General features: G+C 63.4%; 26 protein-coding genes. 12 read left to right on the plus strand and 14 right to left on the minus strand.

Going from position 1 to position 25,193, the window contains the following annotated elements; genetic code table 11:
* Nucleotides 1–5: 5 nt before the first annotated feature.
* A complete protein-coding gene (locus tag RFM98_RS07015) occupies nt 6–350 on the minus strand; it encodes a DUF6949 family protein (protein ID WP_320308189.1) in 345 nt (114 codons plus the stop codon).
* 111 nt (nt 351–461) lie between these two features.
* Between RFM98_RS07015 and RFM98_RS07020 the strand changes: the two genes are divergently transcribed.
* On the plus strand, nt 462–1,190 hold the full coding sequence (locus tag RFM98_RS07020; RefSeq protein WP_320308190.1) for a hypothetical protein: 729 nt from the start codon (nt 462–464) through the stop codon (nt 1,188–1,190).
* A 27-nt stretch (nt 1,191–1,217) separates the two neighbouring features.
* Here the strand turns inward: RFM98_RS07020 and RFM98_RS07025 are convergent, their stop codons facing one another.
* Entirely contained in the window at nt 1,218–2,321 is a 1,104-nt protein-coding gene (locus RFM98_RS07025; protein ID WP_320308191.1) for an NAD(P)/FAD-dependent oxidoreductase, read from the minus strand.
* 99 nt (nt 2,322–2,420) lie between these two features.
* Between RFM98_RS07025 and RFM98_RS07030 the strand changes: the two genes are divergently transcribed.
* Nucleotides 2,421–3,659: a cytochrome P450 gene (locus RFM98_RS07030; RefSeq protein ID WP_320308192.1), complete on the plus strand. Its 1,239-nt coding sequence runs from the start codon at nt 2,421–2,423 to the stop codon at nt 3,657–3,659.
* 256 nt (nt 3,660–3,915) lie between these two features.
* Here the strand turns inward: RFM98_RS07030 and RFM98_RS07035 are convergent, their stop codons facing one another.
* The 5 genes from RFM98_RS07035 to RFM98_RS07055 all read right to left on the minus strand — a co-directional run bounded on the left by RFM98_RS07035 (nt 3,916) and on the right by RFM98_RS07055 (nt 7,868).
* Entirely contained in the window at nt 3,916–4,260 is a 345-nt protein-coding gene (locus tag RFM98_RS07035) for a cupin domain-containing protein (RefSeq protein ID WP_320308193.1), read from the minus strand.
* A 1-nt stretch (nt 4,261) separates the two neighbouring features.
* A complete protein-coding gene (locus RFM98_RS07040) occupies nt 4,262–5,542 on the minus strand; it encodes an O-acetylhomoserine aminocarboxypropyltransferase (protein ID WP_320308194.1) in 1,281 nt (426 codons plus the stop codon).
* Between the two features lie 159 nt (nt 5,543–5,701).
* Nucleotides 5,702–6,223 (minus strand): CoA-binding protein, encoded by a 522-nt coding sequence (locus RFM98_RS07045; protein WP_320308195.1) that lies wholly within the window; start codon nt 6,221–6,223, stop codon nt 5,702–5,704.
* A complete protein-coding gene (locus tag RFM98_RS07050; protein ID WP_320308196.1) occupies nt 6,220–7,002 on the minus strand; it encodes an AAA family ATPase in 783 nt (260 codons plus the stop codon). The genes RFM98_RS07045 and RFM98_RS07050 overlap by 4 nt, the downstream gene beginning before the upstream one ends.
* Nucleotides 7,003–7,046: 44 nt before the next feature.
* The gene (locus RFM98_RS07055; RefSeq protein ID WP_320308197.1) at nt 7,047–7,868 is read right to left on the minus strand and encodes an enoyl-CoA hydratase; all 822 of its coding nucleotides are present in this window, start codon (nt 7,866–7,868) and stop codon (nt 7,047–7,049) included.
* A gap of 153 nt (nt 7,869–8,021) precedes the next feature.
* Here RFM98_RS07055 and RFM98_RS07060 point away from each other — a divergent pair, with 153 nt between their 5' ends.
* The 3 genes from RFM98_RS07060 to rpsI all read left to right on the plus strand — a co-directional run bounded on the left by RFM98_RS07060 (nt 8,022) and on the right by rpsI (nt 9,646).
* Nucleotides 8,022–8,486: a PaaI family thioesterase gene (locus tag RFM98_RS07060; protein WP_320308198.1), complete on the plus strand. Its 465-nt coding sequence runs from the start codon at nt 8,022–8,024 to the stop codon at nt 8,484–8,486.
* Nucleotides 8,487–8,711: 225 nt separating this feature from the next.
* Nucleotides 8,712–9,176, plus strand: coding sequence for a 50S ribosomal protein L13 (gene rplM, locus RFM98_RS07065; RefSeq protein ID WP_320308199.1), 465 nt, complete (start codon nt 8,712–8,714; stop codon nt 9,174–9,176).
* Nucleotides 9,176–9,646, plus strand: a complete 471-nt coding sequence (gene rpsI / locus RFM98_RS07070) for a 30S ribosomal protein S9 (RefSeq protein ID WP_112099693.1) — start codon at nt 9,176–9,178, stop codon at nt 9,644–9,646. Before rplM ends, rpsI begins: the two co-directional genes overlap by 1 nt.
* Before the next feature lie 57 nt (nt 9,647–9,703).
* On the opposite strand, the gene RFM98_RS07075 is transcribed toward rpsI, so the two are convergent.
* Nucleotides 9,704–10,612, minus strand: a complete 909-nt coding sequence (locus RFM98_RS07075; RefSeq protein WP_320308200.1) for a LysR family transcriptional regulator — start codon at nt 10,610–10,612, stop codon at nt 9,704–9,706.
* Nucleotides 10,613–10,707: 95 nt separating this feature from the next.
* Here RFM98_RS07075 and RFM98_RS07080 point away from each other — a divergent pair, with 95 nt between their 5' ends.
* Entirely contained in the window at nt 10,708–11,580 is an 873-nt protein-coding gene (locus RFM98_RS07080) for an aldo/keto reductase family oxidoreductase (protein ID WP_320308201.1), read from the plus strand.
* Nucleotides 11,581–11,782: 202 nt separating this feature from the next.
* Here the strand turns inward: RFM98_RS07080 and RFM98_RS07085 are convergent, their stop codons facing one another.
* The gene (locus tag RFM98_RS07085; protein ID WP_320308202.1) at nt 11,783–12,841 is read right to left on the minus strand and encodes a glycerophosphodiester phosphodiesterase family protein; all 1,059 of its coding nucleotides are present in this window, start codon (nt 12,839–12,841) and stop codon (nt 11,783–11,785) included.
* 84 nt (nt 12,842–12,925) lie between these two features.
* Nucleotides 12,926–14,140 (minus strand): acyltransferase family protein, encoded by a 1,215-nt coding sequence (locus tag RFM98_RS07090; protein ID WP_320308203.1) that lies wholly within the window; start codon nt 14,138–14,140, stop codon nt 12,926–12,928.
* 125 nt (nt 14,141–14,265) lie between these two features.
* Between RFM98_RS07090 and speB the strand changes: the two genes are divergently transcribed.
* Entirely contained in the window at nt 14,266–15,267 is a 1,002-nt protein-coding gene (gene speB, locus RFM98_RS07095) for an agmatinase (RefSeq protein WP_320308204.1), read from the plus strand.
* Nucleotides 15,268–15,296: 29 nt separating this feature from the next.
* Entirely contained in the window at nt 15,297–16,229 is a 933-nt protein-coding gene (argC, locus tag RFM98_RS07100; protein WP_320308205.1) for an N-acetyl-gamma-glutamyl-phosphate reductase, read from the plus strand.
* Between the two features lie 52 nt (nt 16,230–16,281).
* Here the strand turns inward: argC and RFM98_RS07105 are convergent, their stop codons facing one another.
* Nucleotides 16,282–17,373: a COX15/CtaA family protein gene (locus RFM98_RS07105; protein WP_320308206.1), complete on the minus strand. Its 1,092-nt coding sequence runs from the start codon at nt 17,371–17,373 to the stop codon at nt 16,282–16,284.
* Nucleotides 17,374–17,524: 151 nt separating this feature from the next.
* Between RFM98_RS07105 and RFM98_RS07110 the strand changes: the two genes are divergently transcribed.
* On the plus strand, nt 17,525–17,740 hold the full coding sequence (locus tag RFM98_RS07110; protein ID WP_320308207.1) for a DUF2842 domain-containing protein: 216 nt from the start codon (nt 17,525–17,527) through the stop codon (nt 17,738–17,740).
* A 60-nt stretch (nt 17,741–17,800) separates the two neighbouring features.
* Here the strand turns inward: RFM98_RS07110 and RFM98_RS07115 are convergent, their stop codons facing one another.
* Together RFM98_RS07115 and RFM98_RS07120 are read right to left on the minus strand one after the other, a co-directional pair.
* Nucleotides 17,801–18,340: a GNAT family N-acetyltransferase gene (locus RFM98_RS07115; RefSeq protein ID WP_320308208.1), complete on the minus strand. Its 540-nt coding sequence runs from the start codon at nt 18,338–18,340 to the stop codon at nt 17,801–17,803.
* Nucleotides 18,341–18,532: 192 nt separating this feature from the next.
* Nucleotides 18,533–19,591 (minus strand): polysaccharide deacetylase family protein, encoded by a 1,059-nt coding sequence (locus tag RFM98_RS07120; RefSeq protein ID WP_320308209.1) that lies wholly within the window; start codon nt 19,589–19,591, stop codon nt 18,533–18,535.
* Between the two features lie 90 nt (nt 19,592–19,681).
* On the opposite strand from RFM98_RS07120, the gene RFM98_RS07125 reads away from it, so the two are divergent.
* Entirely contained in the window at nt 19,682–20,911 is a 1,230-nt protein-coding gene (locus RFM98_RS07125) for a GNAT family N-acetyltransferase (protein WP_320308210.1), read from the plus strand.
* A 60-nt stretch (nt 20,912–20,971) separates the two neighbouring features.
* On the opposite strand, the gene RFM98_RS07130 is transcribed toward RFM98_RS07125, so the two are convergent.
* On the minus strand, nt 20,972–23,206 hold the full coding sequence (locus tag RFM98_RS07130; protein WP_320308211.1) for a GumC family protein: 2,235 nt from the start codon (nt 23,204–23,206) through the stop codon (nt 20,972–20,974).
* Between the two features lie 262 nt (nt 23,207–23,468).
* Here RFM98_RS07130 and RFM98_RS07135 point away from each other — a divergent pair, with 262 nt between their 5' ends.
* Both RFM98_RS07135 and RFM98_RS07140 read left to right on the plus strand, forming a co-directional pair.
* On the plus strand, nt 23,469–24,032 hold the full coding sequence (locus RFM98_RS07135) for a polysaccharide biosynthesis/export family protein (RefSeq protein ID WP_320308212.1): 564 nt from the start codon (nt 23,469–23,471) through the stop codon (nt 24,030–24,032).
* 8 nt (nt 24,033–24,040) lie between these two features.
* The gene (locus RFM98_RS07140; RefSeq protein ID WP_320308213.1) at nt 24,041–25,171 is read left to right on the plus strand and encodes a glycosyltransferase; all 1,131 of its coding nucleotides are present in this window, start codon (nt 24,041–24,043) and stop codon (nt 25,169–25,171) included.
* Nucleotides 25,172–25,193: the final 22 nt, after the last annotated feature.

Genomic DNA, 25,193 nt, shown 5'->3' on the forward strand with positions numbered 1-25,193 from the left:
TCGTCTCAACCAGAGAATTCGAAGGACCCTAAGTTGACGGTCGCCCAGGATGCAATGGCGATCAACACGACGCCGAGCGCCAGCGCCCAGGCAATGGCCGTGCAACCGCAGGACAACAGCGCCATCGTGCCGATGCGGCCCTCGCGCCGGGCGGCCAAAGCCTCGTTGGTGAGCATGAAAGGCCCGGCGCAAGCAGTTGCGGCGAGCGAACGCAGGATATGGACGGGCGAGACATAGGGTTCGGCAAAGGCCAGGCGTCGGCCGGACAGCAGCTCCATGACCGATCCGGCCAGCCCGCAAGCCGTGAGACCAACCGCAAAAGCGTAAAGAACAAGCACAACGGGATCCATGTTTACCAGCCGTTTACCATGAAAACGCACAGTCGTGCCAACGCGCTGCAAGAGCCGTGCCGCGCGAGACTGTGCCGCCGCAGGACAGGTGAGCGGATCGGGGAAGAGCGAATGAGACAGGCAACCGTCGCCGAGAGCCCGGACATCGAGGTCGTCGATTCGACCTTGATGAAGCGGGTCTTCTGCACGTTCGCGGCGCTGGCGCTGCTTTCGGTGGCCATCAGCGTCGGCGGCAAATGGCTAGGCCGATCAATCGCCATGGCCGGCTATTCGGATGACACGACGGTGCGCCGGATCGTCATGGGCAACAATCTGATCAGGGTGCCGGCGAACTTCATCCGCTTCGACCAGGCGAGGCGCGACGGCATCGCCTCGCGGCTCGATCTCTATCTGCGCTACCCCGAGATGGACGGCTACAGCACGGCCGCGCGCGACGACTTCAACCACGCGACGACCAGGAAGATCGTTTTCCTGTCGTTCGAGCCGCGGATGATGTCGCGCGATATGAGCGGCCGCTTTGCGCCGATCTACAGCGCCCTGATCGAAAAGCCGGGCACGCCCGGTCCTGGCGGCACGACGGTTTACGCCTTCGCTGAAAAATCAGGCTATCTGAACGAGGTGCTGGCCGTCGCCGAACGTCCCGGCAAGGATCCATTCGTCGCCCGCTGCCTGAGCGGGCCAAGCGCGGAAGAATCGCTGGCGCCCTGCGAACGCGACATCCAGGTCGGCGACGATCTCAGCCTCACCTACCGTTTTCCGCGCGAGCTTCTCGCGAATTGGCCGGCGCTCGACGCGGCAATCGCCGCCAAGGTGGCAGGTATCCTGAAGACGGTGCACTGAAACCACGTCAATTAGCCGGCTATCCAACTAGATCATTTCGGCGCGCAACCAGCGTTTCAGGCCGGCAATGTCGCCGTCTCCGATGGCCCTTGCGACACGTCGCCCGACACTTGCGCCGAATTTGTAGCCATGGCCTGAACAGGCCGAGACGACCAGGCATTTGCCTTTCTCATGCGCGAGGAATTTCTCGTCGGCGGTAAAGGTGTAGGCGCAGGTAACGACCTCGGTCACCTTGTATTCGGTGATGCGGGCGATCGGGGGCGAGAACAGGTTGCGGATCACCTCGCCCTCGCCCGGCACCGGTTCACGGTTCCAGTCTGCGTCGCTGGTCGGCACCTTATGCAGGCCGGAGCCGAACTTCATACCAGCGCCGCGCGTGATCGGGATCATATAGCCGTCGGTGACGCCGCCGACATCGAGTATGACGGGCGCCACTTCCCAGGCGGCCTTGAGATCCGCCGGCGGCTCGACATAGGCGAGCGCGGTGCGAAACGTCTTCAGCTCGCCGCCGAGCTCCGGAAACAGTTTCAGCACCCAGGCACCGGCGGCCACCACGACGCGATCGGCCTGCATCGTCTCGCCACTTTCCAGCACGATGCGGCCGGCATCGGCGTCGACCTCGACCACCTTGCTGTTCTCATAGACATTGGCGCCACGGGCGCGCAGCCATTTTGCCAGGCCGGCGGCGATTTTCTTGCAATGCAACGCGCCGCCTTCGGTAGAGAAATAGGCATAGCGGAAGGTGCCCGGTTCGAGGAACGGCCAGCGCTCCACGGCAGCTGCCGGATCTAGCAATTCGAAGGGAAAATTTCCCTCCTCCAATCCCTCGCGGTATTCCTCTGCCTCGTCGCCAGGCTCGCGCGAGACACAGAGGAAACCGCGCGGATCGAGGTGGTTTTCGCCGAGATCGACCCAGAGCTCGTCCCAGGCATCATAGGCCTCGCTGATCAGCTGGCCGTAGCCGGTGCCGGCGCGGTAGGCGCGGCGGATGATGCGATGATGATCGCCGGAAGCCGCGAGCGGGTTGGGGATAGGCCCTTGCTCGACGATCGAGACATTATGGCCGGCTCTGACCAGCGACCAGGCAGTAGACAGTCCCGCGATGCCTGCGCCGACGACGATCACATTCATCAGAACATCCTTCCCGGCTCGCCTGGCTCAACGCTTCGGCTTCACGGGCGCCAAGATACGGTCTGGCATCGGGCTGACAAGGCGCGCTAATGATCAACCATGATGCCAGCCTATCTCGACTTCGACACCTTGAGCCGCCGCCTGCGTCTCGACCCGCACGAGCCAGCCTTCGTGCAGAACCCTTATGAGGCCTACGCCTTCCTGCATGGCAATGCCAACGCCTTCTTCTGGGAAGACTATGGTTTCTGGTGTTTCGGCGGCTTCGACGACGTCAACCGCTTGCTGCGCGACCGCCGCTTCGGCCGCCAGAACCCGGCCGGAATTCCCGACAGCCGCGGCGTGAGCGACGACCGCTCGCATCTCGTGGCCTTTGATGCGATCGAGGCGAATTCCATGCTGGAGCTGGAGCCGCCGGTGCATACGCGGCTGCGCACGCTGGTCAACCGCGCCTTCGTCTCGCGCCAGGTCGAACGGCTCAGGCCACGCATCGAGGCTCTAGCCAACGAGCTGATCGACCGCTTCGAGCCAAACGGCGTCGACCTTCTGCCTGCCTACGCCTCGCCCTTGCCGATCACCATTATCGCCGAGATGCTTGGCGTTCCGGTCGAGATGGGGCCGCAACTGCTCGACTGGTCGCACCGGATGGTCGCCATGTATATGCATGGCCGCACGCGCGAGACCGAAGACACGGCCAACCGCGCCGCCCACAATTTTTCCGATTTCCTGCGCGGCTACGTCGCCGAGCGGCGCAAGAAGCCGGGCGACGATCTGCTTTCGCTGCTGATCGAAGCCCGGGACAATGGTCAGAGGCTTTCGGAAGACGAGCTGGTGTCGTCGGCCATCCTGCTTCTCAATGCCGGCCATGAAGCGACCGTGCACCAGACCGGCAATGCGGTGCGCTCGATCCTGGCGCAAGGCGGCGATCCGCGCCGCTTCTTCGGAACGCCGGAGAGAAACGCTGCGGCGGTCGAGGAATGCCTGCGCTACGACGCGCCGCTGCACATGTTCCTGCGCTACGCCTATGAGGAAATCGAAGTTTCGCCGGGCATTTTGGTCAGGCCTGGCGAGATGGTGGCGCTGCTGCTCGGCATGGCCAATCATGATCCCCTGGCCTTTGCCGAACCCGATACTTTCAACCCGGCCCGCACAGACCAGAAGAACGTCTCCTTCGGTGCCGGCATTCATTTCTGCATCGGCGCGCCGCTGGCCAGGCTGGAGTTGCAGGTCTCGCTGAAAACGCTGTTCGATCGGTTGCCCGATTTACGCCTGGCGCAGACGCCGCGCTTCCGCGACAGCTATCATTTTCATGGGCTGGAACGGGTTGCCGTCACCTTTTGAGCAGAGACCTACGCGACTTCGTCATCCTTGGGCGTAGCGACGCGAAGCGGCGCGCAGACCCAAGGATCCATGCCGTGACCTTGGCCGAAGGATGCTGCGGTGCAGAATTCTGCATCGCTGCAACGCGTCAAAGTCGTGGCATGGATTCTATGGTCTGCGCGCGTCGCTTCGCTCCTTGCTCCGCCATAGAATGACGAAGCGGTAGGCATTTCGGCCAGCCTCCAACGTACGAAACCTCCACCAATAAGAAGCCTATTCAGAGCCGGATCACATATTCCTTGCGCGTCGTCTCGAGCACTTCCCAAGTTCCTTTGAAACCCGGCCTCAGCACGAAACTGTCACCTGCCCTGACCGTGCGCGCCTCGCCACCGTCCTCGGCGATCACCGAGACGCCCGACAGGATGTGGCAGAACTCCCATTCGTCATAGACGATGCGCCACTTGCCCGGCGTCGCTTCCCAGATGCCGGCATAGAGGCTGCCATCGCGCTCCTCGACATTCCAGGTGCGGAATTTCGGATCGCCCGAGATCACCCGGTCCGGGGCCGGCGCGCCGGCCTCCGGTTCGACGCTGTCGACATTGACCGCAAGAAAGGCCGACATGTCAGACCTTGCCGAGCGCCTGCTCGAGATCGGCGACGATGTCGTTGACGTCCTCGATGCCGACCGAGAGGCGGACGGTGTCTGGCCCGGCACCGGCCTTGACCTTCTGCTCGTCGGAAAGCTGGCGATGCGTGGTCGAGGCCGGATGGATGACCAGCGACTTGGTATCGCCGACATTGGCCAGATGCGAGAACAGTTCCAGCGCCTCGACGAACTTGATCCCTGCTTCATAGCCGCCCTTGAGGCCGAAGGTGAACACGGCGCCTGCGCCCTGCGGCGAGTATTTCTTCTGCAGCGCGTTGTTCTTGTCGCTTGGCAGTCCGGGATAGTTCACCCAGGCAACCTTGGGATGGTTGGAGAGCCAGCCGGCGACACTCGCGGCGTTGTCGCAATGGCGCTGCATGCGCAGCGGCAGTGTTTCAAGGCCGGTCAGGATCAGGAAGGCGTTGAAGGGCGAGATCGCCGGGCCGATGTCGCGCAGGCCTAGCACGCGCGCGGCAATGGCGAATGCAAAATTGCCGAAGGTCTCGTGCAGCACAAGGCCGCCATATTCGGGACGCGGCTCCGACAGCATCGGATATTTGCCCGACTTCGACCAGTCGAACGTGCCGCCGTCGATGATGGCGCCGCCGATAGAATTGCCGTGGCCGCCGATGAACTTGGTCAGCGAATGGACGACGATATCGGCGCCGTGCTCGATCGGCCGAACCAGATAGGGCGAGGCCAGCGTATTGTCGACGATCAGCGGCAGGCCATGCTTGCGGGCGATGTCACCGATCTTCTCGATATCGACGAAGATGCCGCCGGGATTGGCAAGACTTTCGATGAAGATCGCCTTGGTCTTGTCGTCGATCTGGCTTTCGAAGGTCGCCGGATCATTCGCTTCGGCCCAGCGAACTTCCCAGCCGAAGTTCTTGAACGCATGGCCAAACTGGTTGATCGAGCCGCCATAAAGCTTGTTGGCAGCGATGAAGTTGTCGCCGGGCTGCATCAGATTGTGGAAGACCAGCACCTGCGCGGCGTGGCCAGAAGCGACGGCAAGTGCCGCGGTGCCTCCTTCCAGCGCGGCAAGGCGCTCCTCGAGCACCGCCTGCGTCGGATTCATGATGCGGGTGTAGATGTTGCCGAAGGCTTTCAGCCCAAACAGCGACGCGGCATGGTCGGCATCGTCGAAGACAAAGGAGGTGGTCTGATATATCGGCGTGGCGCGGGCGCCGGTTGCCGGATCCGGCTTGGCGCCGGCATGAACGGCTAAGGTGTTGAAACCGGGCGTACGGGTCATCAAAATCTCCCTCTCCTAACCTTTCGAAAATCGCCGGGCATTCTTGGCGAAGCCCGGCCGGGAATGCAAAGAAGAAAATACCTTTCGGGGTGCGACCTTGGGCGAACGCCCGGGAAAATGCATTTCGTCCAGGAATAATTTTGCGCGGGCTGCCGCCGCTTATTTCTGCCGCACGCCGAAGCTCTGAAAACCCTGTCGCATTATCGGCTTCTTCGACGACAGAACGCCGGAGTTGACGCCGGTCCAGCCGATCTCGCCCGACAGCTTGCCGTATTCAATCTTGGGGCAGCGATTCATCACCACCTTGATGCCGGCCGCCTCGGCGCGGGCAGCCGCCTCGTCATGGCGCACGCCAAGCTGCATCCAGGCGACCTTGGGCAACGGATCGAGCTTCAGCACCTGGTCGACGACCCCCGGCACGGCCGAGGAGGCGCGAAAAATATCGACCATGTCGACCGGCTGCGGCAAGTCGGCCAGGCTGGCATAGACCGTGCGGCCAAGGATCTCCTTGCCGGCATGGCCGGGGTTGATCGGGAACACCGAAAAGCCTTTGGATAAAAGATATTTCAGCACGAAGTAGCTCGGCCGCACGTCGTTGGGCGAGGCGCCGACCATGGCGACCGTCTTCACCGAGTTGAGGATGCCGGCGATGTAGCTGTTGTCGTAGGTATCGTGATTCATGGCTCGTCCTCATACAGCGCTTCGGCGAGAAAGGCAGCCGGGTCGCTGCAGAAGTCGCGCATCATGCGAAAATGATCGGTGTCCTGAAAATCGATCAGATCGAGGCCGAGGCGGCTGATGCGGAAAAGCCGCGCATTGGGACAAGCCATCAGCAGCGGCGAATGCGTGGCCATGATCACCTGCGCGGTGCCGGATTGCTCCATGCGCCGAAGCAGTTTCAGCAGTTCGATCTGGCGCGTCGGCGACAGCGCGCTTTCAGGCTCGTCGAGGATGTAGATGCCTTGCCGGCGGCAACGCTCCTCGAAGAAACGGATGAAGCCTTCGCCATGTGACCAGGAGAGGAAGTCGGGTGGCGGTGGCCGGAACGGATCTTCGAGCGCCGCCCGGTCGAGATAGCGTGCGACGGAATAGAAGGATTCCGCCCGGAAGAACCAACCGGCGGTGACCTTCGGCAGCCAATGGCCGCGCAGTGTGTCAGCGAGTGATGCGCCGCTCTTGTCGATGGCAATGGAATGGTCGACCGGGCGGTAGCCCTTGCCGCCGCCAGCTTCGTCATAGCCGGCCAGCGCACCGATCGCTTCGAGCAGCGTCGATTTGCCGGTGCCGTTCTCGCCGACGATGATGGTGATGGCGCTCGTGAATTCGAACTCGAATTCGCGGGTGTGGAAGATCGGCAGGCTCCAGGGATATTGGTCCCAGTCAGCGACGCGCGAAGGCTCAAGCAGGATGCGCTTGAGATAGGGCGCTTTCAGCCGCGTCAGTTGCTTGCGGGCGGCCACGTCGAACCTTCAGCGATGGAATGGCGCGGCTCCATTCAGGTCGGCTACTCGTCGGTCCATTCCGGCTTGCGCTTGCCGATAAAGGCGCCGATGCCTTCCTCCGCGTCTCGCGTCAGCATGTTTTCCACCATCACCCGGCCGGTATAGGCATAGGCGTCGGCCAGCCCCATTTCTGCCTGGGCATAGAAGGCTTCCTTGCCGGTCTCGACGACCAAAGAGGATTTGGATGCAATGGTTTGCGCGTATTTGTTGACAACCTGATTCAGATATTCGCGTGGCACGATGCGGTTGATGAGGCCGAATTCCCTGGCCGTCGCAGCGTCGATCGTCTCGCCGGTAAGCAGCATTTCCATCGCCTGCTTGCGCGAGACGTTGCGCGACAACGCCACCATGGGCGTCGAACAGAACAGACCGATGTTGACGCCCGGCGTGCAGAAGGTCGCTTCGTGCGAGGCGATGGCAAGGTCGCAGCTTGCGACCAATTGCAGGCCGGCGGCGGTGGCAAGGCCATCAACCTCGGCGATAACCGGTTTGGGATGACGAACGATCGTTTGCATCAACGCAGCGCAAGCAGCGAAAGTCTTCTCGAAAAAGGCCTTGCCGCGATCCTGCTCAGCGCGGTGCGCGGTCATCTCCTTGAGGTCGTGACCGGCGCAGAACACTTTTCCGGATGCCGCCAGGATGATGACGCGCACGGATTTGTCGGCCTTCACGCGATCGAATTCCGCCTGAAGCGCTGCCATCGTGGCCAGCGACAGCGCATTGGCCGGCGGACTGGCAAGCGTCAGGCGCAAAACACCTTTGTCCTGGCTGACAAGAACGGGGCCGTCGGCGACGGCGGGCTTGATGGCAACGACTTCAGCCACTTGTAAAACCTCTCGATTTGCTCGCGCAGCCCATGGAGCAACAGAACTAGCACGCTGCCGGTTGAAGAACAGCTGCGAGGCGTGTTTTCTCCGTCGCACCGTTTGATCCAGGCGCATCGCCCGGAGCTTGCCAATTCATATAGGACGCCGCCCATGCCTGCCCAAAGCAATCTGAAGCCAATGCTCGACGCGGCTGAAGTCAATGCGCTGATGGCGAGCGTCTATCCTCAGCTCAACGACAACTTCACCTCCTATGAGGCGATCGACGTGTTTCCGGGTGGCTGCACGGTGCGGCTCAATGCCGACGAGCGGCATCTGCGCCCCGGCGGCACGGTCTCGGGGCCGTCGCTGTTCACGCTGGCCGACATCGGCGGTTATGTCTGCGTGCTCAGCCACGCCGGGCCGGACGCGCTTTCGGTGACGGTCAACCTCGACATCAACTTCATGCGCAAGGCCGAGGCCGGCCCGATCGACGGCCACTGCCGGATCCTGAAGCTCGGCAAAAGCCTGATGGTGTTCGACATCGACATCGTCGCCGGACCGGATGGTCATACCGTCGCGCATGCCACCGGCACTTATTCGATCCCACGGAGCCGTGGAAATGATGCGGTAAAATAATACCGTCTTATCAAGCCATTGTTTTTGCTTTGTTTTATTCGCCGAACTCATTCTCGATCGCCTTGACGCGTCAGGCACCCTCGCCTATAAGCGCTCCCGAAGCAGCGGCCCGTAACGGCCGCCGTTTTGTTATTGGCGGGTGGCTCCGGCTGCTTAAGCCAATCCAAGCAACAAGAAACGCCTTTTCCTGCCCGTGGCAGGAAAGGTCAACCTGAGAGCAAAACCATGGCTACCTTTTCGCAGAAGCCTGCGGATGTGGTGAAGAAGTGGGTGCTGATCGACGCCGAGGGTCTCGTCGTCGGTCGTCTGGCCACTGTCATCGCCAACCATCTGCGCGGCAAGCACAAGCCCACCTTCACCCCGCATGTCGATGATGGCGACAACGTCATCGTCATCAATGCCGACAAGGTGGTGTTCACCGGCAAGAAGTTCACCGACAAGGTCTATTACTGGCACACCGGCCATCCCGGCGGCATCAAGGAGCGCACCGCGCGCCAGCTGCTCGAGGGCCGTTTCCCCGAGCGCGTCGTCGAAAAGGCCGTCGAGCGCATGATCCCGCGCGGCCCGCTTGGCCGTCGCCAGATGAAGAATCTCCGCGTCTATGCAGGCGCCGAGCATCCGCACACCGCCCAGCAGCCCGTCGCGCTCGACGTGGCCAAGCTGAACTCCAAGAACAAGAGGGCTTCGTAATGGCTGAGCTTTCCTCGCTCGCAGAACTCGGGACTGTCGCCGCGCAGCCGGCCGCGCCCGTGCATGTCCAGAAGCTCGACAAGTCGGGCCGCGCCTATGCCACCGGCAAGCGCAAGAACGCCATCGCGCGCGTCTGGGTGAAGCCGGGCTCCGGCAAGATCACTGTCAACGACAAGGAATTCGCGGCCTATTTCGCGCGTCCGGTGCTGCAGATGATCCTCAACCAGCCGATCGTCGCGGCCAACCGCGCCGGCCAGTACGACATCGTCGCCACCGTCATCGGCGGCGGCCTCTCCGGCCAGGCTGGTGCGGTGCGTCACGGCATCTCCAAGGCGCTGACCTACTACGAGCCGGGCCTGCGCTCGGTGCTCAAGAAGGGCGGCTTCCTGACCCGCGACAGCCGCGTGGTCGAGCGCAAGAAGTACGGCAAGGCGAAGGCCCGCCGCAGCTTCCAGTTCTCGAAGCGCTAAGCGCTGCGAGGTCCAAATATTCGAAAAGGCCGCCTCCGGGCGGTCTTTTTGTTTCTGCTACCAGGGCCCAGTCGACCCCTTGATGTAGTCGATAAAGGCGCGCAGCGGCGCCGGCACCAGCCGGCGTCCGGGATAGTAGAGAAACGGCCCCGAGAAGCTTTGCCACCACGGCTCCAGCACAGGTTCCAAGGCGCCGCTCTCGAAATGCGGCCGCACCCAGTCCTCGAATAGCCAGAGAACGCCGACGCCGGCGATCGCCGCATCGATGGCGAGATCGACGCCTCCGCCGATGCTGACGACCAATGGTCCCGTGGTATCGACCCGCACCACCTCACCATCCCGCTCGAACTCCCAAGGCGTCATGACCCCGCTCGGGAAGCGGCCACGCACGCAGGCATGGCCAAGCAGATCACGGGGATGCTGCGGCCGACCGTGCCGGTCAAGGTAGGCCGGCGCGGCGGAGGTGGTGAAGCGTTGCGTGCGCGGTCCGACCGGCACGGCGATCATGTCCTGCTCCAGCCGCTCGTCATAGCGGATGCCGGCATCGCAGCCGGCCACCAGCAGATCGATAAAGTTCTCCTCGGCAATCACCTCCAGGCGAATGGCAGGATAGGCCGCGAGAAATCCCGGAACGATCCTGGGCAGCACCAGCCGCGAGGCACTTATCGGCACGTTGAGGCGCAAGGTGCCGGCAGGACGGTCGCGAAAGCCGTTCACCACATCGAGCGCCGCCTCGACCTCGCCAAGCGCCGGGCCAAGCCGCGCCAGCAGGCTTGCACCAGCCTCGGTCAGAGCGACGCTGCGCGTGGTGCGGTTGAAGAGCCGCACACCGAGCTGGGTTTCCAACCGGCGGATGGCTTCGCTGAGCGCGGACGCGCTGCCCGCCGTGGCGCGGGCTCCTTCACGAAAACCGCCGGCGCGCGCCACGGCCATAAATGCCTGAAGATCGTTGAGATCAGTCGCCATTGTTCTCAATTCCGCACAAGCCGTGCCGGTTATACCCGGTTATCGGGACAGCGGCCATGCCCTATCTCCGTCGTCGACAGCGAAGGAGAACCACGATGTCCAGCGTAAACAAATCCGGCACCTACAAACTCGGCGACCGCTCGGTCCGCCGCCTCGGCTACGGCGCCATGCAGCTAGCGGGCAAAGGCGTGTTCGGTCCGCCGAAAGACCATGACGCGGCCGTTGCCGTGCTGCGCGAGGCGATAGCGCAAGGCGTGAACCATATCGACACCAGCGACTATTACGGTCCGTACGTCACCAACAAGCTGATCCGCGAGGCGCTGGCGCCCTACCCCGACGACCTCACCATCGTCACCAAGATCGGAGCCCGTCGCGGCAGCGATGCGTCATGGCTGCCGGCCCTTGCGCCCGAGGAGCTTGAGCAGGCCGTGCACGACAATCTCAAGCATCTCGGTCTTGAGGTGATGGATGTGGTCAATCTGCGTATCATGTTCGATAGCCACGGCCCGGCGGAGGGCTCGATCGAAGTGCCGTTGACCGCGCTTGCCGAACTGCAGCGCAAGGGCCTGGTGCGTCACATCGGCTTGAGCAACGTCACTCGCGCGCAAATCGCGGAAGGCCGCCGGATCTGCGACATCGTCTGTGTGCAGAACCAGTACAATCTGGCGCATCGCGACGACGACGCGCTGATCGACGAACTGGCGCGCGCCGGCATCGCCTATGTGCCGTTCTTCCCGCTCGGCGGATTCAGCCCGTTGCAGTCGTCAACCTTGTCGGGTGTCGCCGAACGGCTTGGCGCGACGCCGATGCAGGTGGCCCTGGCGTGGCTGTTGCAGCGTTCGCCAAACATCCTCTTGATCCCCGGCACGTCATCGGTCGGGCATTTGCGGGAGAATCTTGCGGCGGCAGAGCTGGAGCTGTCGAGGGATGTGCTGGCTGAGTTGGATGGCGTGGCGAAGGCGGCGTAGGCCGGTGCTGTCACCCCGCCCGCGCCTGCGGCGCGACCTCCCCATCAGGGGGAGGTAGGGCGCCGCGCCATTCGCTCGAAGGATCGCTTAGCACTCATCGAGTTCGCCGGCGTCCAGCGACGGTGAGTTGGCACGACGCTCTACCTCCCCTCGATGGGGAGGTCGCGCCGCAGGCGCGGGCGGGGTGAAGCGCTGACGCTAGTTAATTGATGCTCGCGGTATGCGCAGGCTCCGCCGGCTTGATGTCCGTCGCATAAGGCACCCGGTAACCATTGGCCGTCAGCCATTCGATCGCTGCTTTCGGCTCATCGGTCTGGATGATCGTTGCGCCGCGATCGACCCAGAAGCCCCAGGCTTCGCGCGGCAGGCTGGCGGCGACGGCAAGCTCGTCGCCGCGTCCGCCGGCGAGGAATCCGCCGGGCTTGTTGACGATGGCGTAGGTGTCGGCCCAGAGATGCCAGTCGCCCCGCGCCGCCTCGGCCCGCATGCGGTTGCTGAACAGCGGCCCGCCGGTGGCGGTCAGCGTCTCGGCGCCGTTGCGCCAGTTGATCAATTCGATGGCGCGCGGCGCAAACGCCTTGTCGACCTCGCCCGCGAAGGCGGCATCATGCACGGCATCGTCTGCAAGGATCGGCATGAACTCAAAACCGCCGCCGGCTTGGGCAAGCGCGGTCCTGGCGGCATCGATGCGCTGGCGGTTCCATAGGTTCTCCTTGACGATCACCTGGTCGGCCATGCCGAGATCGCGGGCCACCGCGATCATGCCCGGCAGGTCGGTCACCTCCAGCTTGTTGTCGAGGTTGATCAGGATCCTGTCCCTGGTCGCGAGCAGCATCTCACGCAGGGTGGATACCGTCTCGTTGGTGACGGCGCCTGTGCCTTCGATGACGAGCCGGCACTTCTTCAGCTCCGCCAGCGTATAATTTACGACCTCGCCCCTGCAGGTGGTCGTGCGGTCGAGCCAGCTGTCATGCATGATGACGAACTCGCCGTCCTTCGCGCGCCGGACGTCGACCTCGACGATCTCGGCGCCGATCGCGATCGAGCCCCCGACCGCGGCCAGCGAATTCTCGGCGTAAAGGGTCTTGCGGGCCTGCATGCTGCCGGCGCGGTGCGCGGCGATCATCACGTGATCGCGCCACTGATTGGCATGTTCGAACCGGTCGAGGATTTGGGCAGCACGTGTCTCGCCGGCAAAGCTTTGGCCACAAATTGCGGCAAGCGCGGCGGACAGAAGAAGGCTCAGCCAGAGTGTTCGCATCGGGGAATCGCTCCGTTCCGGGTCGGGACCCGGTTAGGCGATGCCCATGACAGGGCGGTGAACGAAGCCGGCTAGTTGTTTGGGTCAAATCCGCTTGGAGAAGCGGCGGAACCAGGCGAGCGCGGGCATTTCGACGAAGCGCCAGGTGAACCACGACGCGACGATGACGGCGATCAACATTGCGATCAAAGCCGCGAAACCGATCCAAGGCGAGCCGGTGCCGAAGCCGGTCGCATGGTCGCCGCGCAGCATCAGTTCGCCGACGATGCCGAGCCCGAGCTTGCGTTCGATGAGGCCGCCGACATTGATCATGCGGGCCTGGACGAAGATGTGGACCATGTAGATCGAATAGGAGAGCGAGCCGAGCAGCAGCATCGGCCGGCTGCGCAGAGCCAAGCTGACCCACCCGCCCTCATGGGCAAAAAGATAAAGCGCCAGCGCGAAGACGACCGGCGCCGCGATGCCGGCGTCATTCGTTCCCGCCACCGAGACGAACAGCGCGATCACCGCGATCATCGCAAGCTCGGCCAGCGTCCAGGCGACGCGCCCTGCCCCGCCGCTAAGCGCCTGTCGCGCCTCTGCAATGGAATCGTGCTGAAACCAGGCAAGCAAAGCGCCGAGCGAGAAGCCGTAAAGGCAGCGGATGAAGCCGAAATCGAAGGACACGTCCATATGACGCGTCGACAACGCAAGCAGGAAAAGGGGCGCCGTCACGACGGCGGCGACGAACCATATCCAGGCGCGTTGGCCGGCGGTGAAGACGATGGCGGCAAAGAGCAGATAGGTGAAGAACTCGGCCGAAATGCTCCAGCTCGGCGCGTTCCAGCTCAGGTGATTCTCAACACCCATGCCCTGCAAAAGGAAAAGGTTGGCGACGAGGCCTTTCACGTCGAAACCGCCGGTGAAGGGCGCGGCGCCTGTTCCGTGCAAGGCCGGCAGAACGAGCCGCAGCGCCTCGAAGCCGGCGAAAGCGGCAAGCATCAGGACATGCAGTGGATAGATGCGGCCGAAGCGCACCAGCGCGAACCGGGCGAGGTCGTCCTGATCGGCGAGCCGGCTGCCATAGGCGCTGGCGATGACGAAACCGGAGAGCACGAAGAAGAAATCGACGAACAGATAGGAGCCGCCGACAAAGGCGCTCTGCGAGACTATCGAGGTGGTCGGGAAGTGGAACAGCGCCACCAGCAGCGCGCAGATGCCACGCCAGGAATCCAACACCAGGAAGCGCTCGCCGGCCGCCGTGTCGACACGGGTCGCCGCGGGCGCGGACGCAAGGTTGAGCAAGGCGGTCTCAGCCATAATGATACAGATCCTGTGTTGCCATGGCACTCGCCGAGCGCCGCTCCGTTTCCGCAAGCTGTGACTGGCATGTTGCGTGCCGCTTCTGTAGTTGTGGCTGCCCCGATGAAAACCGAGGATCCCTAATGGCGAATAACGAGATCGACCACGCCTTCACCGCCCGCTCCAAGACGGGCGCGTCGTTCGAGCCGACCTATGCCGGCGCGCTGTCGTTCATGCGGCGCAGATACACGAAGGACGTGAAGGGTGCGGACGCTGTCGTGTGGGGCATTCCTTTCGACGCCGCCGTCACCAATCGGCCGGGTGCGCGCTTCGGGCCGCAGGCGATCCGCCGCGCCTCGGCGATCCTCGACAACGATCCGCAATACCCGTTCTCGCGCGACCTGTTCGAGCACCTTTCGGTGGTCGACTATGGCGATTGCCTGCTCGACAGCGGCAATCACCAGAAGACCCCCGGCACGATCGAACGCGAAGCGGCCAAGATCCTGAAATCAGGCGCGTTCCTTTTGACGCTCGGCGGCGACCATTTCGTCACCTGGCCGCTGCTCAAGGCACATGCCGCGATCCACGGGCCGCTGGCCCTAGTGCAGTTCGACGCGCATCAGGACACTTGGCCGGATGACGGCAAACGCATCGATCATGGCTCCTTCGTCGCGCGCGCGGTGAATGAAGGCATCATCGACCCCGATCGCTCGATCCAGATCGGCATCCGCACCCACGCGCCCGACACGTTCGGCATCAAGATCCTGTATGGCCACGAAGTCGAGGAAATGCGCGCCTCCGATATCGCCTATGCCATCGTCGAGCGCACCGGCGGCAAGAAGACCTATCTGACCTTCGACATCGACTGCCTGGATCCCGCCTTTGCGCCGGGCACCGGCACGCCGGTGGCCGGCGGCCCTTCCTCGGCAAAGATGCTGTCGACGCTGCGCCAGCTCGGCCAGATCGATATCGTCGGCGCCGACATCGTCGAGGTTGCGCCGGCCTATGATCATGCCGATATAACGGCGATCGCCGGATCGATCATCGCCATGCACTATCTCGGCCTGTTGGCGGAGCGAAAGGCACGGCTCGACGAACTGAGCAACGGCAATCATACCGCGGTAAATTACGCTCACGGCATATAACACTGGAATCGCAAGGAATTTGGCAAGCGATGAAACCGAAAATCTTCATTGACGGCGAACATGGCACGACGGGCCTGCAGATCAGGGCGCTGCTGGCCGACCGCGGCGACCTGGAGATCATTTCCATCCCGACGGAGCGCCGCAAGGAAGCCGCGGCGCGCGCCGAATTCCTCAACGCGGCCGATGTCGCGATTCTTTGCCTGCCGGATGCGGCGGCCAAGGAAAGCGTGTCGCTGATTACGAACGACACGACCAAGGTGATCGACGCCTCGACCGCGCACCGCGTCGCCGAGGGCTGGGAATATGGCTTCGCCGAAATGGACAAGGACCAGGCGAAAAAGATCGCCAGCGCGAAACGGATCGCCAATCCTGGCTGCTGGCCGCAGGGGCCGATCGCCACGCTGCGGCCGCTGGTTTCGGCCGGCCTGCTGCCCGCCGACTTCCCGGTCACCGTCAACGGCATTTCCGGCTATTCCGGCGGTGGCCGGCCAATGATCGAGGACTATGTCGGCAAGGGCGAGGACGCGCCCGAGTTCCTGCCCTACGGGCTGACGCTGCAGCACAAGCACGTGCCGGAGCTGAGGGCCTATGCGAAGCTCTCGCACGACCCGATCATGCAGCCGGCGGTCGGCAATTTCGCGCAAGGCATGATCACGGTGGTGCCGCTGCAGCTCGGTGGCCTCGACCGCGTGCCGACTGGCGCCGAACTCCACGCAGCGATCGCGGATCATTTTGCGTCCATCAAGGGCGGCGTGGTCGAGGTAGCTCCCTATACGCATATGGAGCGCATGCCGGAGATCGACCCGGAGGTTTATAACGGCACCAACCGGATGAAGGTCTATGTGTTCGCCAATGACGAGCGGGCCCAGGCGCTGCTGATGGCTGTCTACGACAATCTCGGCAAGGGGGCGTCGGGGGCCGCGGTGCAGAACCTCGACCTGATGCTCGGCATCAAGCACTGACCAGATCAATAAAGCGCGAGCTGTCAGTCGCCGAGGCCATCCCAAAGGTGTCTCAGCTTGCGACCTTGATCTCGTTCGGCAGCGGATAAGCGCCCTTGGTGCCCCGCCAATGCGCGGCGGCGAAGCCGAGCAAGACCAGCGCGAAACCCTGATGGGTGAGCGCTAAATGCAGCGGCACTTGCATCAGCAGCGCGCCGATGCCGATCGAAGCCTGCACCACGACAAGCAGAAACAATAACGTGGCGCGGCGCGCATGTGTGGTGCCCGGCAAACGCCGCCAGGTAGCGATCATCTGCCATAGCGCCACGAGGAACACCGTGTAGGCGCCGATGCGATGTACGAACTGCACGGTCTTCGGGTTCTCGAAGAAGTTGCGCCAGGCGGGTTCGAGCAGCAAGAGATCGGACGGGATCAGCTTGCCGTCCATCAGCGGCCAGGTGTTGTAGGACATGCCGGCATCGAGGCCGGCGACCAATCCTCCAAGGTAGATCTGGATCAGCGCCAGGAGCACGATGAAGCCGGCGAGCCGCTGCGTCGAACGGTCGGCCGCAGGCTCCGAATGCGGTGCGAGACCTCGCGCGACCACCATGGTCGCGGTGAAGATCAGCGCGGCAAGCGTGAGGTGCGTTGCCAGCCGGTACTGGCTGACCGAGACACGGTCGATCAGGCCCGATGCCACCATCCACCAGCCGATGGCGCCCTGCATCCCGCCGAGCGCCAGGATGCCGACAAGCTTGAGCCCAAGGCCGCGTTCGATACGCCGCGTCGCCCAGAAGAACAGGAGCGGCAAGGCAAAGACGACGCCGACGCTGCGGGCAAGGATGCGATGCGCCCATTCCCACCAGAAGATCGACTTGAACGCCTCGATGCTCATGCCCTTGTTGAGCTCGGTATATTGCGGGATCTGCTGGTAGCGCTGGAACTCTTCCTGCCATTCGGCGGCGTTCAGCGGCGGGATCACACCATGGATCGGCTGCCATTCGGTGATCGACAGACCGGACTCGGTCAGCCGCGTCGCGCCGCCGACCAGCACCAGCGCGAACAGCACAAGCACCACGACGTACAGCCAGCCGCGCACCAAGGCGCGGTTGGTGAGGTCGCGGTCGCGTTCGGCATAAGGAGCCGTGGCGGTGATGGCGGCCATTTCGCTTTCCCGACGGTTGAAACGCGCGATTGGTGGACCAAGGCTTGCGCCGTGGCAAGACTGCACGGCGCGGCACGCCGTCGCGCCGGGCAGCGACGCTTGCGCGCGGGCTCCAATCGGCCTAAGCGGGGCCGGTCAACGAGACCGCGACATGCCCATTCGCCTGAAAAAGCTGATCGGAACCATCCTGCTGGTGGCGCTGGTCGTCATCTACGCGCTGATCGCCTCCGCCGTCGCGGTCACCAGGCTCGCCGAATATGGGCCCACCGCGCATTTGCTGTTCTTCCTGCTCAGCGGCCTGCTCTGGGTGCTGCCGGCGATGGGTATCATCAAATGGCTGATCCTCGAACCGCCACCGAAGGGCTGAAACGCCTCAGGATCAAAACCAATTACTCCGAAGCGACTGAGTTCGCCCAATATACGTCCTTCAGGACGAACCAAATTCTCTGTCCAGCAACCCCATAATGATGTCGTCCTGCCAAACCCCATTGACGAGTGCGGCTTCGCGCTCGCGCCCCTCCTCCACAAATCCGCATTTGCGATAGCAGGCGATAGCGCGGGAATTGCTCGATAACACCCGCAGGGACACACGATGCAGGCCGCGCCCGAAGGCATAACCGAGGACGAGCGTGATCGCTTCGGGACCATATCCCTTGCCGAGATACGCTTGGTCGTCGATGCCGATGGCCAAGGCCGCTCTCTTGTCCTGCCAATCTATACTGTGGAGGCGGATATGACCGACAAAGCACCCTGCATCGATCACCCAAGCACAGTTCTGTTGCTCGATGAAGCGAATGGCGGCTTCGGCTTCGCCTCTGGTAAAGGTTGCGTTTGGGTCGAATGTCCCACCGTAAGCTTCAACGATCTCGCGATTCCGTCCAAGCGCGAGCCGCGTTTCCACATCTTGGGGCATTGGCCCGCGAAGGATGAGGCGAGCGCCCCGGAGTTCGGGAAGATCGGCTGTCATTTGCAAAAGCTAAGATGTTCGCGCCTATTTGTCGAATGGCCGGCTCCACCCATCGCGTTCATTCTGCGACAACCAGATGATCAAGTGTCAACCTTAGAGCGGTTCAGCGCTTGATGGATCACCGGCCCCCTAAGTATTTGTTTTTGCGCAATTCCGAGGCGGAAAACGCCGCGCATCCTTCCTGGAATTCCTCTAGATCGTAACGACCATCTTGCCGGCATTGGCGAGCGGCGTCGTGATGCCGGACAGCATCGTGCGGATATGGGCCACGCTCTGGTAGCGGCCATTGACGGAGATGCGCGGCAGCGCATGCAGGAAGCCGGCATGCTCGGCGCGCAGCACACCGTGCCGCGTCGTCACCGCCGAGGCATAGCCCGCGTCGCGGGCAAAGCCCACCTCACGGCAGCCGACGGCGCTGGCATAGCCATATGGGTAGGCCAAATGGCGCGGCTCCTCGCCGAGCTTTTCCGCGAGGATGCGGCGGACGTCGCCGATCTCGCGGCGCGCATCGCCTTCGGAGAGCCGCTTCAAGTTGCGATGGTTGACGGTATGCGCGCCGATCGTAACCAGCGGGTGCGCCGCCATGGTGCGAAGCTCGTCCCAGTTCATCAACGTGCATGGGCGGCCCGAGCCGAATTTGTAGCCATTCGAACGAGCCAGTTCGCGCAGTGCCGCGCCTTGCTCCGCCTCGGGGACTTCCACGGTCAGCCAGACGTTCAGCCGCGCGACGGCCTGGAGCTTCCGGCCTGATGTCGAGCAATCGATGATTGTCGACCCACCCGCCATGTTCAGCGTCAGGCGCGAACTGGTGTCGACGATGTCTTCAATCACGTCCCACCAGAGGTCGGCGGCGCCGTCGATCAAGCCAGGGGCGACGTAGATGGTGATCGGGGCGCCGTGCTTTTCCAGCACCGGAAGCGCCTCGGTCATGTTGTCGCGATAGGCGTCGTCGGCGGTGATCGTGGCGAACTGCCCGCCCTTGCCGCCGACCTTGATGCGCTCGATCGCTTCATCAAGGGAGACAAAGGCATAGCCCCTTCCCTTCATGTCGGCGATGAGCCTGTCGAGGAAGGCGGGATCGATGTTCAGATGCCGATTGACGCTGTTCGGCTTCTCAGGTGTCGCGGTGACGCGGTGCAGCATCAGGATGGCGCCGATGCCGCCGACAAACGGCCGCGCCAAGGGCGCAAGACCGGAGTAGCGGGCAAGGTTCAGCGCCAGTTTCCGGATTGCCTCGCCCCCGTCGATCATTCCTTCACCTTTTGCGCCTAGGCATATCCAAGCACGAATTGCGCCTATGCGAACCCCAAGTCGGATCCAATACGTCTTAAGGATTGAGGTATGGTTGACGCCGCCGCGTCATTTGACGGCAACCGGGTCGCGGCCAAGGAGGCTTCCGCGCGATCCATGCGAGCCGATCGGGGCCGGTGGGTTGCGAGCGCAAGCGACGGTACCGGCCTGGCCGACTACGTTCAATTTTGCGCCTCGGCGCTGTTTGCGCCGGCGCAAAGCGCATCCTGGGTGAGCAACTGGGCGACCGCGACCGGCGCCGACATCGTTGTGGCGACGCTATCGTGCGATGGCCGTCCGGCACTTTCGCTGGCGCTGGAAGTCGTGCGGCGCGGCCCGTTCAAACTTGCCCGTTTCACCGGCGGTCGCCACGCCAATGGCAATTTCACGGCGACTGATCCGCGCTTCCTGCCTGCCATCGACGGCCCGGCGATCCGCTCGATGTTCAAGGAGATCGCCAGGGCGCGGCCGGACATCGATCTGATCTCGCTGGAAAGGCTGCTGCCCGACCTCGATGGCGTCGCCAACCCGCTCGCCGCGCTGCCCGGCTTCCCAAGCCCGAACCTCGCGCTCGCGGTCGACCTAGACGGCGGGTTCGACGCGCTGCTGTCGCGCTGCAGCGGCAAGCGCAAGCGTAAGAAGCACCGCTCGCAAACGCGCAAGTTCGAGGCGGTCGGCACCTTCCGCCGCATCGAGGCGCGCACCCGCGAGCAGGTCGACAGGCTGCTCGATGCCTTTCTCGATATGAAGGAAGCGCGTTTCGCCAAGATGGGCATCGCCAATGTGTTCGGCGATAAGCAAGTACGCGACTTCTTCCGAGCGCTGTTTGCCGAGGCGCTGACGCAGGAAAACCCGTCCTTCCTGCTGCACGGCCTGGAGGTGGCGGGAAAGCTGCGCGCGGTGACCGGCTCCAGCCGGTCGGGCAAGCGGTTGATCTGCGAGTTCGGCGCCATCGCCGAGGACGATCTCGCCTTCACCAGCCCCGGCGATTTCCTGTTCTTCGACAATATCCAGGAAGCCTGCGATCTCGGCTTCGATGTCTACGACTTCTCGGTCGGCGACGAGCCTTACAAACGGCTCTGGTGCGATATCGAGATCCAGCATTTCGAGGTGCTTGCGCCGCTGACGTTGAAGGGCCGCGCACTGGCAACGACCATGCGGCAAGGCGCGCGCGCCAAAGCCTTCATCAAGAACAACCCGACGGTCTGGAAACTGACCAAGATGCTGCGCCGCAAGACGGCGCGTCAGGCTGCGCCCGCTCCAGCCGAGGACGATAACTGATCGTCGCCCCTAAACAGTCGGCCGAGTTCCTTCAGCACCGCCGCGTTCTTCGCGCCACCTTCAGGCCGCCGAGCGGCGACCCGGCACCGGCGTTCCGGGCGGCTCATGGCCTACCGGCGTCACCAGCGTGAGATTGGGATAGCCGTTCTCGATCAGCTTGACAGCGGCCTGCGTCACCTGATCGTCGGCCTCCAGCATCGACAGGAAGACCTCGGTGCCGTCGCCGACCAGGCGCCCGATGCCTTGCGCGTCGGCCGGACCGCATTCGACCACGACGAGGTCGTAGGCCGTGGTCAGCGACTGCATGATGATCGGCAAGCGGTCGGCGGCGCGCATGGCGCGCACCGGATCGGCGGTGCCGACAGGGACGACATGCGCATCCGAATATAGATCGGGATGGATGACGTCGCTGAACTGCGCCTCAGAGGCCAGAAGGTTGGTGATGCCGGGGAAGAGGCTTGAGTCCAGCATCGGCCGCGACGCCGCTCCCGATGCGGTGAGATCGAGCAGCAGCACGCGCAGGCCGGCGTCCGAAACTTCGCGCGCCACCAGCACGGCGGACGCGGCCGCCTCGTCGCCTTCGGGCGAAACGAAGATCGCGCGCGCCGCGCCGGAAGCGATCAGCTTCTCGGCCGCCTTGTCGACATCGATTTCGCCGAGCCTGGATGGAAGCGGTTCGGGTTTCGGCTCAGGGATAGATTGCTTTGCCTCGATGGACCCTGGCTCGATCGCCTGGCTCTCCGATATCCGAGGCAGCCTCTCCGGCAATCGTTCGCTGGCAACAGCCGCCTCATAGGGAGCCAAAGGACTGTCATCGTCTTCGACTTCGGCGACCACTGGTTCGGTGCGTGCAGCAGGCATCGCCACCTGCTCTATATTCTCGAAGCGGGCACCCGGGGCCGGACGCATTGCGCGGCCGGAGAACAGTTCGCCAAGCAGCGTGCCGATCGCCGTCAACAGCAACGAAGCGGCGGCGGCGGCCCCGGTGATCGGCCCGATCTTCGGGAAATAGGGCTGCGACGGCACCTGGGCCTTCGCGATCAGGCTCGCCGCGACTGGCAGGTATTTGCGGTCCTTGCGAGATGCCACCGCGTTGTAGCTTGCCATATAGGATTCAAGCTGTTGGCGCTGAACGTTCGCATCGCGCTGCAAGGCGTCCAGTTGCACCTGCTGCTCGCCGGCGCGCGCCGAGGCGGCCTTTAGGGTGTTGACGTCCGCAACCAGCTGATCCTCGCGGGCCTTGGCCGTCTGGGCCTGAGCCGACAGCCCCCGAATGATCTTTTGAGCCTCATTGCGTATCTGGCCGTCGAGGTCGGCAAGCTGCGACTTCAGCGCCCGAATGCGCGGATGGTTGTCCAGCAGGGTCGTGGAAAGATCGGCAATGCTGGCCCTGAGCTCCACCTGGCGCTCACGCAGGCGCTGGATCAGGTCGGAAGACAGGACTTCCGGCACGCTGTCCAGCGAAGCGCCGTTCTGCAGCGCCCGGCGCACGCTCTCGGCGCTCGCCTCGGCGGCGGCGCGACCGGCTCGCACGCGCGACAATTCACTCGACAATTCAGAGAGCTGCTGCGTTGGAAGCACCGAATTGTTGCCGCCCATCAGAAGGTCCGACTGGGCGCGGAAGGCTGCGACCTTCGCCTCGGCGTCCCTCACGCGATTCTGCAGGTCGGCGATTTCCGGCGCGAGAAAGTCGGTGGCGGCGGCGTTCGATTCGAGCTTGGCATCACTCTTCGAGGCGATGTAGGCGTCGGCAATGCCGTTCGCGATCTCAGCGGCAAGCCTGGGGTCCTTCGAGGCGAACTCGATCGCGATCGCGCGGGTCTTTTCAACGGCGTAGACATTGAGCTTGTCGTGCATTGCGTTCAACACGCGCTCGTCCGGTGGGATGTCGAAGGGATCGCTCTTCAAGCCGACAAGAACAAGCACGCGCCCGAGCGCCGACATCTTCAGCGTTTCGTCGAACTCCGGCAACTTGTCCAGGTTGAGCTTGGTCGCCACCTGCTTGAGGATGTCGGGCGAGGAAATGATCTGAACCTGGGTGGCCACGCCCTGCTCGTCGAGAATAGGCTTGTCGTCGTCGTTGGTGCCCGGCGGCCGGGTAAACTCCGATTCCCGCGAGCCGATCTCCAACTTGGCCGTCGCCTTATAATAGGGCGCCGCGAGCCAGGCGAAAGCAAAGGCCATCCCGGTGACCAGAAGCGTGATAAAAACAATGCGCAGCCAGTTCCGCCCCAGACTGGCGAAAAGCTGTCTCAGGTCGACGTCGACGTCTGCGGCCGCGGACTGAACGGACATGCATCCTGCTCCGAACTTTGAGTCGAGGATGGACCGTAAACAGCTATGGTAACTCACCCGTTAAGATCGGCGTGCGGGCTTATTAGAGGGCACTCAAAGAAGGCCGGGCGAAAGCAATAGAACAATTGAGCTTTTTGCCGATCTGCGCTGTCCCGAACCGCACTCCTTTACCGCCCATTAACCCTAACAGGATGATAACGGACGCACTTTCCTGGGGTTGGCCGCGGCTTGCGGCAAGAGCGATGAAGGTTCCTGGCCGGTCATGAAAAGCACAGCTTCCCTCCTTCACGCTTTGCTTGCTCTGTCGCTGCTCACCGGCTGCTCGAGCTACCGACCGACACCGGCCGCCTTCCATGAAGTGCTCGATCAGCCCTACCGACTCGGCGCCGGCGACCGCGTCCGGGTCACGGTCTTCGAGCAGGACGGATTGACCAACACCTACAGCGTGGACCAGTCCGGCTATCTCTCATTCCCGCTGGTCGGCGCGGTGCCGGCGCGCGGCCACACCGCGCAGCAGCTGGAAAAAGAAATCGCCGACAAATTGCGCCAGGGATATTTGCGCGATCCCGACGTTTCGGTGGAGATCGACCGCTATCGGCCGATCTTCGTGATGGGCGAAGTCGGTGCCGCCGGCCAGTATTCCTACGTGCCGGGCCTCACCGTCCAGAAAGCCGTCGCCATCGCCGGCGGCTTCACGCCGCGCGCCAATCAGGAGAGCGTCGACATCACCCGCGACATCAATGGCAAGGTGATGACCGGGCGGGTGGTGACATCCGACCCACTGCTGCCCGGCGATACCGTCTACGTCCGCGAACGCTTGTTCTGAAAACTGCCGTGGCGGCGAATCTCAGGATCGTCCACTGCTTTCGCTCACCTGTCGGAGGAATCTTCCGGCATGTACGCGACCTGACCGAGGCACAGGTCGCTGCCGGCCATTCGGTCGGCATCGTTTGCGACTCGACCACCGGCGGTGACTATGAAGAGCGCTTGTTCGAGACGATGAAAGACAGCCTGGCGCTCGGCATCCATCGCACGCCGATGCAGCGCCATGTCGGGCCGGGCGACCTCGCCTCGGCCTGGCGCACCTACCGAATCATCCAGGAATTGCGGCCGGACGTGCTGCACGGGCACGGCGCCAAGGGTGGCGCCTATGCTCGGCTGTTCGGCTCACTGTTGCGGGTATCAAGGTTTCGCGTTGCCCGCCTTTATTCGCCGCATGGCGGCTCCCTCCACTATGACGAAACGACGGCGACAGGAAAACTGTTCTTCGGCCTGGAGCGCTTCATGGCGCGCTTCACCGACTGCCTGCTGTTCGTTTCCGACTACGAGCGGAAAACCTATCGCCGCAAAGTCGGCGAACCGCCCATACCCAACCGGCTTGTCTATAACGGCCTGCGCGCCACCGAGTTCGAGCCGGTGGGGACGGCGGCAAACGCCGCCGATTTCTTATACATCGGCATGATGCGCGACCTGAAAGGCCCGGATATCTTCATCGATGCGCTGGCTTCGGCCGGCAGCGCGTTGGGCCGTCCGCTGAGCGCCGTAATGGTCGGCGACGGCGACGACCTGCCGCGCTACCACGCACAGGTCGAACGGCTCGGCCTCAAGAGCCATGTCCGTTTCCTGCCGCCTATGCCGGCGCGGCAGGCCTTTGCACTGGCGGATCAGATCGTCGTGCCCTCCCGCGCGGAGGCGATGCCCTATATTGTGCTAGAGGCTCTCGCCGCCGGCATGCCGATGATCGCGACCGCGGTCGGCGGCATTCCGGAAATCTTCGGCGAGGGCTCCCCTGCCCTGATCCGGCCGGATCCCGGCGAGCTTGCCGGCAAGATGGGCACGGCGTTCGGCGACCGCGATGCTTACCGGAAGGTGATGCCGCAGACCGACGAGCTCAAGGCCCGGTTCGGAGCCGATGTAATGGCGGACGAGATCGAGAAGGCCTATTTCGCGGCGCTGAACAACTAGGCCTTTGCCACACAACAACTCC

Origin of the sequence: Mesorhizobium australafricanum, from assembly GCF_033977265.1 — a bacterium.
Lineage (GTDB): Bacteria > Pseudomonadota > Alphaproteobacteria > Rhizobiales > Rhizobiaceae > Mesorhizobium > Mesorhizobium australafricanum.